The sequence below is a fragment of the Pseudodesulfovibrio cashew genome (assembly GCF_009762795.1).
Lineage (GTDB): Bacteria > Desulfobacterota > Desulfovibrionia > Desulfovibrionales > Desulfovibrionaceae > Pseudodesulfovibrio > Pseudodesulfovibrio cashew.
Genome location: NZ_CP046400.1, coordinates 3005668 through 3019697, shown reverse-complemented (window position 1 = coordinate 3019697; position 14030 = coordinate 3005668). Strand labels below are relative to the sequence as shown.

Here is a 14030-nt window from a genome sequence, read left to right as displayed (position 1 = left end):
GCAACGATGACCGAATATCCAGAACTCAAGACGCGCTCCTCGGACCTGATACAACAGTTCGACTCCCTCTGGGGGCGTCTTTGACTACGCTGAAACCAAAACCCGGCTGGATGAAATAGAAAAGGAACTTTCCAAGCCGGGAGCCTGGGACAAACCGGACGAACTCACCCCAGTACTCAAGGAAAAAAGCCAACTCTCCACGAAGCTGGACATGTACGACGGCCTGGCCGAAGCCAAGGACGACCTCGACGCATGGCTTGAGCTTGCCCAGGAAGAACCGGACGAAGAAGTGCTGTCGGCATTGGAATCTCAACTTGGCGTGTTCAAGTCCCGCCTTGCCGGAACTGAACTGGCTACCATGTTCGCCTTTGAGCACGACAAGAATAACGCGATCCTTGAAATCCATCCCGGAGCGGGCGGGGTCGAGTCCCAGGATTGGGCGGAGATGCTCCTGCGCATGTACACCCGCTACGGCGAGCGCAAGGGGTTCAAGGTCACCCAACTCGACTTCCAGCACGGCGACGAAGCGGGCATCAAGTCGGTCACCCTTCAGATGGAAGGACTCTACGCGTACGGCCTACTCAAGGGCGAAAGCGGCGTGCACAGGCTCATCCGCATCTCTCCATTCGACTCTTCGGGCAGGCGCCACACCTCATTTGCATCGGTGGACGTCTATCCCGACATGGACGAGGACATCGAAATCGAGGTCAAAGACGAAGACCTGCGCATCGACACCTTCCGATCAAGCGGTCCCGGCGGACAGAGCGTCAACAAAACCAGTTCGGCCGTCCGCATCACTCACATTCCCACTGGCATCGTGGCTCAATGCCAGAACGAAAAATCCCAACACAGGAACAAGGCCACCGCGCTCAGACTGGTCAAGGCCCGACTCTACGAACGGGAACTCAAGAAGATCGAGGAAAGCCGAAAGCAGGACTACGAGGCCAAGGAGGCCATCGCCTGGGGCAGTCAGATACGGACTTACACCCTCCAGCCCTACCGGCTGGTCAAGGACCACCGTTCCAATTCCGAAATAGGCAACGTGGACGCGTTCCTGGACGGCGATCTGGACGAGATGATCCGCAACCACTTATTATTCATCCATGCACACGGAAAACAATCCTAAACTCCCCCTTGATGCACTCGCCAAGGAGTTGGCGTCCCTGCAAAGCGAACTGGGAGACCTCTTCCCGCTCAGCGGGGATGATGCGTCGGAGGCGGTGTGGGTCTTTCGCCAATTTCAGGGCATAACTCCTGCCGACTGGAAAACGCTGTCGGCCCAGCGCGACTTCTCGGGATGGCTGACCCTCCCCCTGGACGGAGACGCGTACCCCCATCTCAAGCAGTTTCAGGAGACCCTGGAACGTCTCGCCTACCAGACCGAACACGATCCGCTGACTGGCCTGGCCAACAGGCGTGCCTTCGATAGGACGCTGGACATAGAGATGGAGCGCTCAAAACGGAGCAGAACGCCGCTTTCCCTTGCCATTTTTGATCTCGACAATTTCAAGAGCATCAACGATACCTACGGCCACCAGAAAGGGGATGAGGTGCTGGAGACCTTTGCCCGCATGCTCAAGGACACGACGCGTCGATACGATCTTGCGGCCCGTTACGGGGGTGAGGAGTTCGCCCTGATCATGGCCGGCTCCGGCGTGGTCAAAGCGCAACGCCTTCTCAACCGGCTTCTGTCTGAACTTCGGCTGGTTGAGTTCGACAAACCTGACGGGGCCGGGAGTTTTTCCGTGACCTGCTCCGTGGGGCTTACCTGTTTCAAGGGATCGGCGGCCATGGATGTCGAAGAATTCGTCAAACTGGCCGACGACGCGTTGTATGAGGCTAAAACATCCGGCAAGGACCAGGTGCGCGTCTCGAAGCTTCCTTTCGCTGACAACGTTCCCAACGACACCCTGGTCCACGCAAACGAAAAGCAATTCCTGTTTGGTGGGAAATAACGGAGATAGTCCATGAACGAAAACAAGACCCTCAGTCTTTCCATCATGAGCGGCAAGGGCGGCGTCGGCAAGACCAATATCGTCCTCAACCTCGGCTACGCTCTTCATCAGGCCAATATGACCGCCATGCTCATGGATTGCGACCTCGGACTCGCCAACCTCGACGTCCTGCTCGGCATTTCGCCCGAACGCAACCTGCACGACCTACTGCAAACCGGCGTGGACGCCGAAGACGTCCTGGTCTCCATTGAAGACGGCTTCGACATGCTGCCGGCCACCAGCGGTGTGCCTGAACTGGTTGAGATGGATGAAGACATGCAGGATATCCTGTTCAGAAAGCTGCTGACCCTGGCCGGGGAATACGACTATATCATGCTCGACCTGGGGGCAGGCATCAGCCATACGGTCCTCTCCCTGGCGGCCATAACGCAGCTGCGGATCGTGGTGGTCACTCCGGAACCGACCTCGCTCACGGACAGCTATGCCATGATCAAGGTCCTCGCCACCCAGCACGGAATCAAGGATTTCCTGATCATCGTCAACCAGGCGACCTCGGCCAAAGAGGCGAAAATCACCTTTGAGCGGCTTGCGGCGGCCTGCCGTAACTTCCTGAATATCGAACTGAGTAACCTCGGTTTCATCCATCAGGACAGCACGTTGATTGAATCAGTACGTCGCCAGACCCCACTGCTCAAATTTGCGCCAGACTGCAAGGCAAGCAAGGATATCAAGGGGTTGGCACAGAAACTTATGCGATATCGCCAGGACAATTCGGAGAAGATCGCCAATCGCCCCATCCTCAAGGATTTTTTCAGTGCATGAGATGAAGATAGGGGTTGACGAAAAGAGTTATTTTTCGGCATAGTTAGTGAGAATTTAGTCAGAAATTCTTTTTTCGTTAGCTGTCCGCCCTGATAAACGGGGATGCAGTCAACTTATTTTCCCAGGGGGAAATCATGAACAAGAGCGAATTGATCAAGGCTCTGTCCGAACAGAAGAAAATGCACGTTGACGAGGCCACCAAGGTGGTCGGAGCCTTCGTGGATTCCGTGAAGGAAGCTCTGCTGCGCGGCGACCGGGTTGAAATTCGCGGCTTCGGAAGCTTCAAGATCAAGGACTACGAGGGGTACACGGGACGTAATCCCAAAACCGGAAGCGTCGTCCAGGTCCGCCCCAAAAAGCTCCCCTTCTTCCGTCCCGGAAAAGAGCTGAAAGAATACATCAACGATTAGGATGCGACGAATCATATGCTGCTTTCTTGCGGCGGCCTTCTTTCTTACCTGTAGGCCGGCGCAGGCTGAGCAGTCCCTGCTGACCATCCTGTATTCGGCAAATACGTATGGCACCGTCAGGCCATGTCCCTCCTGAGGTGGTAAGACCTTGGGTGGCGTGGCCCGGCGGGCCACATATTTTTTTGATGTACACAAGGCAGGCTCTCCGCGTGTTCTCGTATCCGGCGGGTGGGAGTTTATGCGCCCAAAAGGCGACCTCCCCTCACCGGAATTGGTCGCCGGGCTTGCAAAGGCTTACGATCTCATGAAGTATGACGTGGCCATGTTAGGCCGCAATGAAGCCGACTTTTTCGCCAAGGCGGGAATCGCTCCGGACCGAAACAGAAAAACCGCAGAAGAAGAACCCTTCACGGTTATCCACACCTCCGAAGGCGCTTCCGTGGGCTTCTTGCGTTTTCCCTCTCTGGGAGAAGGTGAAAATATCCCCTCGCCCAAGCTAATTGACCGCATCACGGCATCGATCAAGACGAAGAGGGACAACGTGGACCTGCTTGTTGCCTTATCTGATTGGGGCTGGGTCGGCGAACGGGAATATCTGGGACAAAACCCCGAGTATGTCCCCGACATCCTGCTGGGCAGCGGGTTGGGGTCCGGGGTGGTAGGACGGCTATTGGCAGACCGCCGGTGCGCATGGTACCGCCCATATGACAAAGGAATGACGGTGATCGAGGCTCAGGTGCTAGCCTGGCCTGACCGCACTAAACCCTTTGCCTGGAGTGAACCAGACAATCTGCGCTCCCTTTCCATTGGATTGGGCGACCAGTATCCGGACAATCCGGAAGTAAGCAAGATTCTACAATAAGCAGCCCTGCGGGGCGCATCGAGCATAAAATTTATCTACCCAGGAGGGGAGGATCATGGAACTCAGAGGTGCATTCACCGCACTCTCGACACCATTCAGAAATGGTGAAATCGACGAAGAAAGCTATCGCAATTTTATTGAGTGGCAAATCGAGCAAGGCATTGACGGACTGGTTCCGTGCGGGACCACCGGCGAAGCGGCTACAATGACCCACGAGGAACAGGGCCGGATCATCAGGATTTGCGTGGAGCAGGCCAAAGGACGCGTACCGGTCATAGCGGGTGCAGGCTCCAACTCCACCAAGGAAGCCATCGTGCTGACAAAGCTGGCCAAGGAAGCCGGCGCCGACGGTGCTTTGCAGATCACACCATACTACAACAAGCCGACCCCTGGCGGTCTTGTCGAGCACTTCAAGGCCATTGCGGCAGAAGTCTCCATGCCGTTCGTCATTTACAACGTTCCCGGGCGCACCGGACTGAATCTGCTGCCGGAACACCTGAAAATGATCGTGGACGCCGTCCCCGAAGCGATCGCGATCAAGGAAGCCACGGGTAACCTGAATCAGGGCGCGCGCGTTATAGAATTGTGCGGCAAGGACTTCAACCTCCTGTCCGGCGACGATTTCACCGCCCTCCCCCTGTTGGCCGTGGGTGGTCGAGGCGTTATTTCGGTTATTTCCAACATCATGCCTGCAGAGATGTCCGGCATGTGCAAGGCCTTCTTTGAAAAGGATCACGACAAGGCCCTTGACCTCAGCCTGAAGATGGCACCGGTCAATCGCGCCATGTTCATGGAAACCAATCCCATTCCGGTGAAAACTTCACTGAACATGATGGGCCTGTTCCCCGAGGCTTCTTTCCGCCTGCCGATCGTTCCGCTCCAGGAGGAAAACAAGCCCAAGCTGGAGGCTGTGCTCAAGGAAGCGGGCATCCTCTAAGGCGTCGGGCATTCAGCCAGAATGAAATAACGCGGATCGGACACTTGTCCGGTCCGCGTTTCATTTTTGCCGACACGAGGGATGCTGCAATGGACATTGGCTGGGGACTACTTATCGCGACTGGGAAACATTCCACTTACTGAAGACAGCATCCAACCTGCCATTTTCTTCCAATTTGACGAGGGCATCCTGCAATCGGATCATAAGTTTGGTATTGCCCTTCTCCACCGCCACAGCCACGGGCGACCCCGGGTCGGAATCTTCGATAACCTTGATATGGACGTCGTGTTTTTTGGCAAGATAGTGGGCCACGGCCTTGGGGGCTATCATTGCAAGCACGTTTCCCTCTTCCAGGAGTTGCATGGATACATCCTTGCTCTTTGTCTGATGGATGCGGATCTTGTTCTTGAGTCCTCGCTTTTCGAGAAGGCGTTCAATGTAGGAATGGCGGTCTCCAGCCACGACACTCCATTTCAGGTCTTCCAAGGAGTTAACGGATTTGGTCCTAGCCAAGACAAGCACAACGACGCGCCTAGAATAATATGGGGGAGTGAACTCAAACATAATCCTTCGTTTCGGATTGATTTCCATGCCGCAGATGCAGTCCAACCTCCCCAGGCGTAGAGATGTGACCACATTGTCCCAGGAGTCCTGGACGAATTGAATCCGTACTCCCATTTGTTTGGCCAGGAGTTTTGCTACCTCCACGTCAATGCCCGCAGGATTGCCTTTTTCATCCTTGAATTGGTATGGCGGATACCCGGTTGCCAAGCCGCAACGCAAGACCTCGTCTTCCCCGGTTGCCACTCCCGCTACGAGGAAAATTGTCGTCAAGGCCGCTATGGCGAGCCATACCATATGTGAAAAAGAGTTCTTAAAAAGCACTTCTTGATTCCCGACACCATGTCCGCAAACAACGAGTTGGATTGGAGTCCAACAAATAAAAACCTTACATTCTGGTTTTAATAAAGTCCTGGCATATACACTTGTTACTCAACAATGACCCTATACGGTTTTATCAATTCAGTACATTACGAAATCAACTATTTATACCGGTTACCTCTTACACGTCGACTTAACACCACTGGATGTAGATATGCTGCGCCTTCCATTAACCAGAAATAATTGAATAATGGAAAACACTAAGCGACGACTTGTCCTGATAAGGAGAAGGCAAAATCAACTTTATTGAACAATAAAAAGCCCGGTACGGACAATCCGTACCGGGCTGACTTTGCGCTTGGTATGTCAGTGACTGACTTAGCCTTCGAAGGCCTTGATGAAGTTGGGGGCAACCTGCTTCTTGCGGCTCATGACGCCGTCCAGGTAGACCGGAGCGCCATCGGTCGCAACGCCGAAGGCCTTCTCGACCACGGACGGATCGTCAGAGGCGATCAGCATTTCGGATCCTTCCTTCATGATGTCGGTCAGCAGCAGGAAGACGGAGTGACGGCCGTCAGCCTTGACCTTTTCGATTTCAGCCTGCAGGGCATCCTTGTGGGCGTCCAGCATGGACAGGTCCACGACTTCCAGCTGGCCGATGCCAACCTTGTTGCCGGACATGTCGAAGTCCTTGTAATCGCGGAAAACCAGCTCGCTGGCGGAGGCACCGTCGACAGCGGACTTGACCTTGAACATCTCCATGCCCAGAGCCATGACATCGTCAACACCGGCGATCTTTGCCAGGGCTTCAACAGCGTCCTTGTCGGCGGGGGTGCAGGTGACGGACTTGAACATGACGGTGTCGCTCAGGATGGCACAGAGCAGGATGCCGGCGATGTTGGCCGGGATCTCAACGTTGTAGAAATCGTACATGGACTTCAGGACGGTGCCGGTGCAGCCCACGGGCCAGACCCACATTTCCAGGGGGCCGGAGGTGGTCACGTCGCCCAGCTTGTGGTGGTCGACGACGGCGACGAGCTCGCCCTTGTCCAGGTTGTCGATGGTCTGGGAAATGTCGGTGTGGTCGACAAGAATGATCTGCTTGTCGGTGGCATCGGTGACGATTGCGGGAGCGGCAAAGCCGAACTTCTCGAGCACGAAAGCAGTCTCGGGAGCAATTTCGCCCTGGGTGATAGCCTCGGCTGCCATACCACGTTTGGTGTACAGATCAGCAGCGGCAAGCGCGGAAGCGACGGTGTCGGTATCGGGGTTTTTGTGTCCTACTACCAGAATAGCCATATCAAAGTCCTCCTAATTAAATTACTCCTGTCAATCAGGAAAATCACACTCGAAAGTAGAATGTGCCAAATATCACAATCTGAATCGTCTGCCAAGCTAAAAACGACCAAAAAACATGAAAATAGCGATGAGCGTAACCCCCCCCATCAGGACTCCGTAGGCCCGGCGCAATCGCAGGGACATCAAGCCTCCAAGCATGGCGGCTACCCATAGGTGGGGCCATGTGATACCAACCGAGGTCAGGAATGTGGGGTACAGGGAAAAAAGGGTCTCAAATGTGAATTTCAGAACAAGGGTGGACGCCAGGAATAAGAACCAGGATACAGCAAAGGTTCGAAGCAACGCCTTGAGTATCAGCTGGGTAGGAACAACCGGACTAGCTGGATCTCGAGACCAATTCAGCAGACGATTGTACCCTCCCCTCTCCTGATCACGCAACAATCCCTCGGCCTTGGCCCCGAGCCACGCAAGCGGCATGCAAGCGAACAGAATGCCCATGATGCGTGCCGGATGTTCAAGCCCGAAATAGGTGGTGAGGGAGAGCGCCGCCAGAGTCGCCGCAGTCAGATGTGGTGGGATATATGTTCCGACCGGGATAAGATCGAGCCAAAAAAGCTCAAAGAAAATTGCTATATACAGGCTTGTCGTCATATCGCCGGTGAATAGCCCCCACAACAGGCCAATCACAAGCGGGCGTTCAAGAAGACCTATGCTCAGCGAATAGCGGAACAGGGAAAAGAGGGCAAAAAAAAAGCGACCAGCCCGAACCAGACATTGGGATTGGCAAGTGTCATCAGAACCTCACCTGAATCGGATCATTGGGCACACAGCGAAAATCAAGTGAAACGCCCTTTCTGGACAACTGCTTGAGGCAGCTTTCATCATCGTCGGACAGGGCCACACTTGGCGAAATCTGTTTCTTTCCGGGGCTGTAGTGAACATTGCCTATGTTGAGCGACTGGAAATCAAATCCGCTGTCGTAGGCTCGCTTGGCATCCGGACAGCTAGAAAAAAGAACCAGAACCGATGCAGACTCCTTGCCCGAAAAAATGGCCTGCATCTCACCGGCCAGGTTCTCAATCGAGACAAATCGGCTGGTGACGCTCTGCGGAATAGCCAAGGACATGATTTCCTGTTGCAACGCGTCAACGGAGAGCTCGTCGTTGGCGACGATCACTGTCTCAGCCCCTGTATACGGCAACCAAGTCTCGATGATCTGGCCATGGATGAGCCGGTTGTCTATACGCACGAGTGTCATGGGTCTGCTATTTTCTGGTTTTTTTCCGCAACATGGCACCCGCAACCTTGATGCCCTGCACACCTGCGGATTTGGCGTTTTCCGCCAGTGCGTCCAGGTTCATGGCGCGGGCTTGCAAGGTCGCCACGAGCATGGGCAGGTTGACGCCGGTGATCACTTCAAGGTTCTCATCGTCCATCAGGGAAAGCGACATGGTCGTTGGAGAGCCTCCGAAGAGATCGGTCAAAACCATCACTCCCCTTCCCTTTTCCACGGACCGGATGGCCTTCTGGATGGCTTCCATGGTTTCGTCCACGCCGAGTTCCACATCAACCCCTATGGCCAGGCAATCATCCTGAGGGCCGAGCACCATCTCGGCGGCCAGGAGCAAAGCCTGACCGAAATTGCCGTGGGTAACCACCACCACGCCGACCTGCGGCTTGTTTTTCTTCCGGTCCTTGTCGGGCATACTCATCCCAATTCCATGTGTCTGTGTTCAATGGTGACTGCATACCCTTTTTCCCGGAGGGTCGCCAGCACCGATTCGGCGACCGAGACCGAGCGGTGCCTGCCGCCCGTGCAACCGAGGGCCAGGGTGATGCGATACCGCCCCTCGTCCGCATACAGGGGCAACATGTATAAAATAAATTCCAGAAATTTCTTGTTGAATCCCGCGCCGACATCACTGCCCAGGACATAATCCTGAATGGCCTTGTCCTGACCTGAGAGTGGACGCAGTTCTTTTTCGAAATAGGGATTGGGCAGGAAACGCAGATCGAAAACAAAGTCCGCCTCGGTGGGGACACCATATTTGAACCCGAAGGTGATGATGTGCACGCGCATCCCCTTCCCGAGCTCCTTGATGGCCGTCCACTTTTCCTGAATTACCCGGCGCAGGTCGTGCACGGAGTATTGGGTTGTATCCAACACCAAGTCCGCATTTCTGCGGATGGGCTCCAGGAGTCCCCGTTCCTTTTCCAAGGCCTGCTCAAGGCCAAGGGACTGACTTTCCAGCGGATGCAGTCGACGCGTGGTTGCGTAACGGCGCACCAATTCAGTCTGCTTGGTTTCGAGGAAGATTACCTGGGGGCTGACGCCAATCTCGGCCAGTTGCTCAAGAGCCGCGTTCCAGCAATCGGTGAATTCCATCTGGCGCATGTCCATGCCCAGGACGAGCCCACGATATTTGGAATCCTGATTGAAAATAAGCTCAGCAATTTTGGCGGCCATACCAGCCGGCAAGCCGTCGATGCAAAAGAAACCGAGATCCTCAAAGACCTTGAGGGCGGTACTTTTTCCGGAACCGGAAAGACCGGTAACCACAACAACGGGGAAATTGCGTGCAGAACTCAACAGATCGCTTCCTTCATCGGATTAAACGTCCTGAAGCAGGTTCCACAACTCGTCCCGCCCTTCGGCTTCCAGAAAACGCTTGCGGAAGGCCTCATCTTTGAGCACACGGGAAATCTGCGCCAGAATGCGCAGATGAAGCCCGGCCATCTGTTCCGGGGCCAAAACAAGAAAGAAGATGAAACACGGCCTGTGGTCCAGGGCCTCGAAGTCGACGCCCTCGGGACTCCGGCCCGCCACCACGATGACCTTCTCGAGGTTTTCCAATTTGCCGTGGGGGATGGCGATGCCGTCGCCGATGCCGGTCGTACCGAGCCGCTCCCGATCAAGAAGGACACGGACCGCATGGTCCGTGTCCACTTCGGGTTCGGTTTTGCCCACAGGGGCTATGAGTTCCATCAGTACCCCCGACTTGGAATCGGAGGTGAGGTTGGGAAGGATGAGATCCTTCACCAGGTAGTCACCGAGTTTCATAATTAGTGTCCAGGATCGATCAGGCCGTAGTCGCCGTTCTTCCGCTTATAGATTACGTTGACACCCTCGGTCTCCGCATTGAGGAAAACGAGGAATTCATTATCGAGTGAATTGAGCTGTTCCGCCGCCTCGTCCACGGACATGGGCTTGGCCTCGTAAGAGTCGGTGCCCACAATGGTCGGGCCGGAAACGCCGGCTGTCTCCTCGAAAGAGAGGAAGTTCATCATCACCTTGTTGCCCCGCGCCTGCCGGGGGCGATCCTTCATCTTTTCGCGCATCCTTCGCAGTTGCGCCTCGAGCTTGTCGAGCACCATGTCGATGGTGGAATACATGTCTTCGGAGTCTTCATATGCCGATATATGGATTGCGTCCGCGTTGAGAATGACATCTGCCTTATGGCGGAACTTGTCGACCAGCAGGTTCACCTGAAGATCGGCCTCGGAGTCGGAAACGAACTTGGCCACCTTTTCAAAACGCTTCTGCGCATAACCCTTGAGATGATCAGACGGGTCGAAGTTCTTGAAAGTGAAGCTTATGTTCATACTCTACCTCCTGGTTATAAGTCCAACAAGATCAGAAGTATTGCTTGCGCTTTGAAGATGAGGCGATACCCATTGCAGAACGATACTTGGCGACGGTGCGCCGGGCGATGTTAACATCCAGCTTCTCCTTCAGTATCTCGCCGATTTTTTCATCGCTCAGTGGTTTCTTCGCATCTTCCTCGGCGATCATCTGCTTGATGAGCGCCTTGACGCTTTCCGAACCCACCTGGGAACCGTCATTCAAATCCAGCGCACTGTTGAAGAAGAACTTCAACTCGAAAATACCGTGCGGCGTGGACACATACTTGCTTGTGGTAATGCGGCTCACCGTGGACTCGTGCATCTCGATATCTTCGGCAACCTCCTTAAGTATCAATGGTCTGAGCTTGGTTACGCCCTCTTCAAAGAACTCCCGTTGAAAACGGACAATACTCTCAACTACTTTATACAAGGTTCTTTGGCGTTGGTACAGACTTTTCATCAACCATGCGGCAGAACGCATCTTTTCCTGAAAATAGTCCTTTTCCTTGTCTTTGGCGCCTTTCATGGAATCCATGTAAAAAGAATTCATCTGCAAGCGAGGCAGACCATCCTCGTTGAGAATGATCACGAACTCGTCGCCGTACTTGTAGACGAAGACGTCAGGGCTGACGTAATGCGGCTCGGTGGAAGAAAAATTGGTGCCCGGCATGGGATCCAAGGTCTGGAGGAGATCAAGGTATTCCTTGAGTTCTTCCATGGAAATCTTGAACTTTCGCGCCAGGGGCTTGTAACGGTTCTTTTCCAGGTCCTCAAGGTGATCCCTGACCAGCGACTCGAGAATGGGGTCATCGTAACCGAGTACCTCCATCTGGACGAGCAGACACTCCTGAGGAGTACGCGCGCCCACACCAACGGGATCGAGACGCTTGATCCGCTCGATCACGGAATCGATCTCCTCCTCAGTGGCCGAAACCATGGACATGATCTCTTCGTTGGAGGCCTGGAGGTACCCGTTGTGGTCCACATTGCCGATAACGGTTTCACCGATGGCCACTTCCCGTTCGGTAAAATTGGAAAGCCGCATCTGCCAGTTGAGATGCCCTTCAAGTGAGGGCTTGGATGCCAGCCGAGCCTCAAAGGAAAGCCCCTCTTCCGGCACCTCGGAGTCACGAGCCATGGCCTGCTTGGAGGTACTGGAGAACTCGCCCAGGTAATTTTCCCAGTCGGCTGTGCGTACAAGCTCTTCCTCGGCCTGGGATTCGGTCAGGGTTTCCTTCTCCCGAATCTCGGTCTCGGTCTCGGTCTCATCGAGAAATGGATTCTCCATGAGTTCCTGCTGCACCGTTTCCAGAAGCTCAAGACGGGAAAGCTGCAGCAGTTTGATGGCCTGCTGCAACTGGGGCGTCATGACCAGCTGCTGAGAAAGCTTGAGTTGTTGCCTGAGTTCAAGGCCCATAGTTATCAGGCCTCATCCGCGGCAAACGCGCATATATACAATTCTATCTGCAAAATACTTTTTCCATCATTGAAGTTGGATTTCTTGAGATAAACTATGCCACATTGAGAGGAATGTTGCAAGAACATCCTGCTAACTCGTTGTGAGTATTGAATTAAAAGTGGAAGATATGGCACATGAAAGAATTGTACCAACCTTTCATGACGGTGTAAATCACCAAAGGTAAAAAAGGTGCCGAAAAGGCGTTACAGGCGGAAGTCTTCGCCAAGATAGATCTGACGAGCGCGGCTATCCTGCACGATCTCTGCAGGCGTCCCCTCAAGGATGACGGTCCCCTCGTACACAAGATACGCACGGTCACAAATATTGAGTGTTTCCCGAACGTTGTGGTCGGAAATAAGAATGCCGATGCCCATGGATTTGAGCACGGAAATGATCTCCTGAATATCGATGACGGCGATGGGATCAATCCCGGCAAAAGGTTCGTCCAGGAGAATGAACTGAGGGTCCATTATCAAAGCCCTGGCGATTTCCAGTCTGCGGCGCTCTCCGCCCGAGAGGAACATTGCCGCCTGGTCCGCCAGCTTGGTAATGGTGAACATCTCCATGAGTTCCTCGGCCCGGCGCTTCTGGGCCGCGGTATTGAGGGACGTCTGCTCGAGAATGATCTCCAGATTCTGCCGGACCGAGAGCTTCTTGAAGATGGAGCTCTCCTGCGGCAGATAGCTTACCCCCATGCGCGCCCGCTCGTGCAGCGGCTTCTCCGTAAGCTGGGTGCCGCTGAGGACCACCTGGCCGGTGTTGGGCTTGACGATGCCCACAAGCATGTAAAACGTCGTGGTCTTGCCCGCTCCGTTGGGACCAAGCAACCCGACGACCTCCTTGGGGTGCAATTCGAGATTAATGCCGTGCACGACCTCTTTCTGGCCGTAGCGCTTGGAGAGATTGGTGGCGACCAGTCCTGACTGCATCTATTGCACCTTGAGCTTGCTCGGCGCCATGAAGATGGCCTTGACGCGCTGTCCGTTGCCGCCGATCACTTCGCTGCGGTTCTCACGAACGTAAAAATTGATGACGTCGCCGGTCAGGCTGTTGGGACCGTCCTGAAGTTTGGGGTTTTGCTCCATCTTGAGGATCTGCTTGGCAACAAAATAGGTCACGCGACCAGCCTCACCCTCGGACTTGCCCTTCTTGGCCCGGACGTTCCCGTCGGCCACGATGCGGTCGATGGAGTCTGCGGAAAACTTCTTGCCGGTGCTGGACGACAGATAGGCGGAGAGCTTATCTGCCCAAAGGGTCAGGCCGCCGTGTTCCGCCACCACGTTCCCCACGAAGGAAACCACTTTTCCGCTCTCGTCGTAGACCATCCTGTCCGCAGATATCTTCACCGGGATGCGATTGGAATCCACGCCGAGGTTTTCCGTAGCCGAAGGCGGTGCGGAGGCCACGTTTGCCACAACCTCACCCTCTCCCTCGGCTTCCGCCACGACCGGCTTTTCCTCGCTTTTGGGTGCAGCCTGAGGCGCCGCTTCTACCCGTTCGAGATACTTGTCGTTGGCGTAACCGATGGCGCGGGATTCGTCACGGGTGGGTTCGTTTAGATTGAAAACAGCCACCCAGCCCTCCTTGAGAAAGTCGACCTTGACCCGTTGCCCCTTGGCGAGGGTGAGGACGTGCTCCGTCTTGGGAGAACGCCCCTCCCGCACATTCAAGTTGCTTTTGGCGACGCGAATCTCTCCCCAGTCGGCGGCGAGAGCCGCACCGGTGACAAACAGGCCGCATAGCAATGTCAGCGCCATGGCATATATCTTTTTCATCGGAG

Annotated in this window: 17 protein-coding genes; 6 read left to right on the top strand and 11 right to left on the bottom strand. The window is 54.8% G+C overall.

Going from position 1 to position 14030, the window contains the following annotated elements; translation table 11 throughout:
• Positions 1-6 precede the first annotated feature (6 nt).
• The 6 genes from prfB (at position 7) to dapA (ending at position 4986) form a co-directional block, all read left to right on the top strand.
• Positions 7-1126 (top strand): peptide chain release factor 2 gene (prfB, locus tag GM415_RS13735; protein WP_199244300.1). Its coding sequence is split into 2 segments (ribosomal slippage): positions 7-81 and positions 83-1126, totalling 1119 coding nucleotides; the frame shifts between segments, so codons are not numbered across the junction.
• A complete protein-coding gene (locus GM415_RS13730; RefSeq protein ID WP_158949120.1) occupies positions 1104-1955 on the top strand; it encodes a GGDEF domain-containing protein in 852 nt (283 codons plus the stop codon). Before prfB ends, GM415_RS13730 begins: the two co-directional genes overlap by 23 nt.
• 12 nt (positions 1956-1967) lie before the next feature.
• Entirely contained in the window at positions 1968-2777 is an 810-nt protein-coding gene (locus tag GM415_RS13725; protein ID WP_158949118.1) for a MinD/ParA family protein, read from the top strand.
• Positions 2778-2911: 134 nt separating this feature from the next.
• Positions 2912-3187, top strand: a complete 276-nt coding sequence (locus GM415_RS13720; protein ID WP_158949117.1) for an HU family DNA-binding protein — start codon at positions 2912-2914, stop codon at positions 3185-3187.
• A 1-nt stretch (position 3188) separates the two neighbouring features.
• Entirely contained in the window at positions 3189-4049 is an 861-nt protein-coding gene (locus tag GM415_RS13715; RefSeq protein WP_420705209.1) for a UshA-like (seleno)protein family 2, read from the top strand.
• Between the two features lie 55 nt (positions 4050-4104).
• A complete protein-coding gene (dapA, locus tag GM415_RS13710) occupies positions 4105-4986 on the top strand; it encodes a 4-hydroxy-tetrahydrodipicolinate synthase (protein WP_158949113.1) in 882 nt (293 codons plus the stop codon).
• A 111-nt stretch (positions 4987-5097) separates the two neighbouring features.
• Here the strand turns inward: dapA and GM415_RS13705 are convergent, their stop codons facing one another.
• The 11 genes from GM415_RS13705 to lptA form a co-directional block, all read right to left on the bottom strand.
• Positions 5098-5871, bottom strand: a complete 774-nt coding sequence (locus tag GM415_RS13705; protein ID WP_158949111.1) for a transporter substrate-binding domain-containing protein — start codon at positions 5869-5871, stop codon at positions 5098-5100.
• 375 nt (positions 5872-6246) lie between these two features.
• On the bottom strand, positions 6247-7167 hold the full coding sequence (locus tag GM415_RS13700; protein ID WP_158949109.1) for a manganese-dependent inorganic pyrophosphatase: 921 nt from the start codon (positions 7165-7167) through the stop codon (positions 6247-6249).
• A gap of 96 nt (positions 7168-7263) precedes the next feature.
• Positions 7264-7938, bottom strand: coding sequence for a PTS sugar transporter subunit IIC (locus tag GM415_RS13695; protein ID WP_158950937.1), 675 nt, complete (start codon positions 7936-7938; stop codon positions 7264-7266).
• Between the two features lie 22 nt (positions 7939-7960).
• A complete protein-coding gene (locus tag GM415_RS13690) occupies positions 7961-8425 on the bottom strand; it encodes a PTS sugar transporter subunit IIB (protein WP_158949107.1) in 465 nt (154 codons plus the stop codon).
• 7 nt (positions 8426-8432) lie between these two features.
• Positions 8433-8879, bottom strand: coding sequence for a PTS sugar transporter subunit IIA (locus GM415_RS13685; protein WP_422393755.1), 447 nt, complete (start codon positions 8877-8879; stop codon positions 8433-8435).
• Entirely contained in the window at positions 8876-9757 is an 882-nt protein-coding gene (rapZ, locus tag GM415_RS13680; protein ID WP_158949105.1) for an RNase adapter RapZ, read from the bottom strand. Before rapZ ends, GM415_RS13685 begins: the two co-directional genes overlap by 4 nt.
• Positions 9758-9778: 21 nt before the next feature.
• Positions 9779-10228: a PTS sugar transporter subunit IIA gene (locus tag GM415_RS13675; protein ID WP_158949103.1), complete on the bottom strand. Its 450-nt coding sequence runs from the start codon at positions 10226-10228 to the stop codon at positions 9779-9781.
• A 2-nt stretch (positions 10229-10230) separates the two neighbouring features.
• Positions 10231-10770: a ribosome hibernation-promoting factor, HPF/YfiA family gene (gene hpf, locus GM415_RS13670; RefSeq protein WP_158949101.1), complete on the bottom strand. Its 540-nt coding sequence runs from the start codon at positions 10768-10770 to the stop codon at positions 10231-10233.
• A gap of 31 nt (positions 10771-10801) precedes the next feature.
• Positions 10802-12208 (bottom strand): RNA polymerase factor sigma-54, encoded by a 1407-nt coding sequence (gene rpoN / locus GM415_RS13665; RefSeq protein WP_158949099.1) that lies wholly within the window; start codon positions 12206-12208, stop codon positions 10802-10804.
• Positions 12209-12453: 245 nt separating this feature from the next.
• The gene (gene lptB, locus GM415_RS13660) at positions 12454-13179 is read right to left on the bottom strand and encodes an LPS export ABC transporter ATP-binding protein (protein ID WP_158949097.1); all 726 of its coding nucleotides are present in this window, start codon (positions 13177-13179) and stop codon (positions 12454-12456) included.
• A complete protein-coding gene (lptA, locus tag GM415_RS13655) occupies positions 13180-14025 on the bottom strand; it encodes a lipopolysaccharide transport periplasmic protein LptA (protein WP_158949095.1) in 846 nt (281 codons plus the stop codon).
• Positions 14026-14030 lie beyond the last annotated feature (5 nt).

Excerpts from the sequence above, each read along its gene's own strand:
- GM415_RS13730 (WP_158949120.1), top strand. The coding sequence starts at position 1,104 with ATGCACACGGAAAACAATCCTAAACTCCCCCTTGATGCACTCGCCAAG.
- GM415_RS13725 (WP_158949118.1), top strand. The coding sequence starts at position 1,968 with ATGAACGAAAACAAGACCCTCAGTCTTTCCATCATGAGCGGCAAGGGC.
- GM415_RS13720 (WP_158949117.1), top strand. The coding sequence starts at position 2,912 with ATGAACAAGAGCGAATTGATCAAGGCTCTGTCCGAACAGAAGAAAATG.
- dapA (WP_158949113.1), top strand. The coding sequence starts at position 4,105 with ATGGAACTCAGAGGTGCATTCACCGCACTCTCGACACCATTCAGAAAT.
- GM415_RS13700 (WP_158949109.1), bottom strand. The coding sequence starts at position 7,167 with ATGGCTATTCTGGTAGTAGGACACAAAAACCCCGATACCGACACCGTC.
- GM415_RS13690 (WP_158949107.1), bottom strand. The coding sequence starts at position 8,425 with ATGACACTCGTGCGTATAGACAACCGGCTCATCCATGGCCAGATCATC.
- GM415_RS13685 (WP_422393755.1), bottom strand. The coding sequence starts at position 8,879 with ATGAGTATGCCCGACAAGGACCGGAAGAAAAACAAGCCGCAGGTCGGC.
- GM415_RS13675 (WP_158949103.1), bottom strand. The coding sequence starts at position 10,228 with ATGAAACTCGGTGACTACCTGGTGAAGGATCTCATCCTTCCCAACCTC.
- hpf (WP_158949101.1), bottom strand. The coding sequence starts at position 10,770 with ATGAACATAAGCTTCACTTTCAAGAACTTCGACCCGTCTGATCATCTC.
- rpoN (WP_158949099.1), bottom strand. The coding sequence starts at position 12,208 with ATGGGCCTTGAACTCAGGCAACAACTCAAGCTTTCTCAGCAGCTGGTC.
- lptB (WP_158949097.1), bottom strand. The coding sequence starts at position 13,179 with ATGCAGTCAGGACTGGTCGCCACCAATCTCTCCAAGCGCTACGGCCAG.
- lptA (WP_158949095.1), bottom strand. The coding sequence starts at position 14,025 with ATGAAAAAGATATATGCCATGGCGCTGACATTGCTATGCGGCCTGTTT.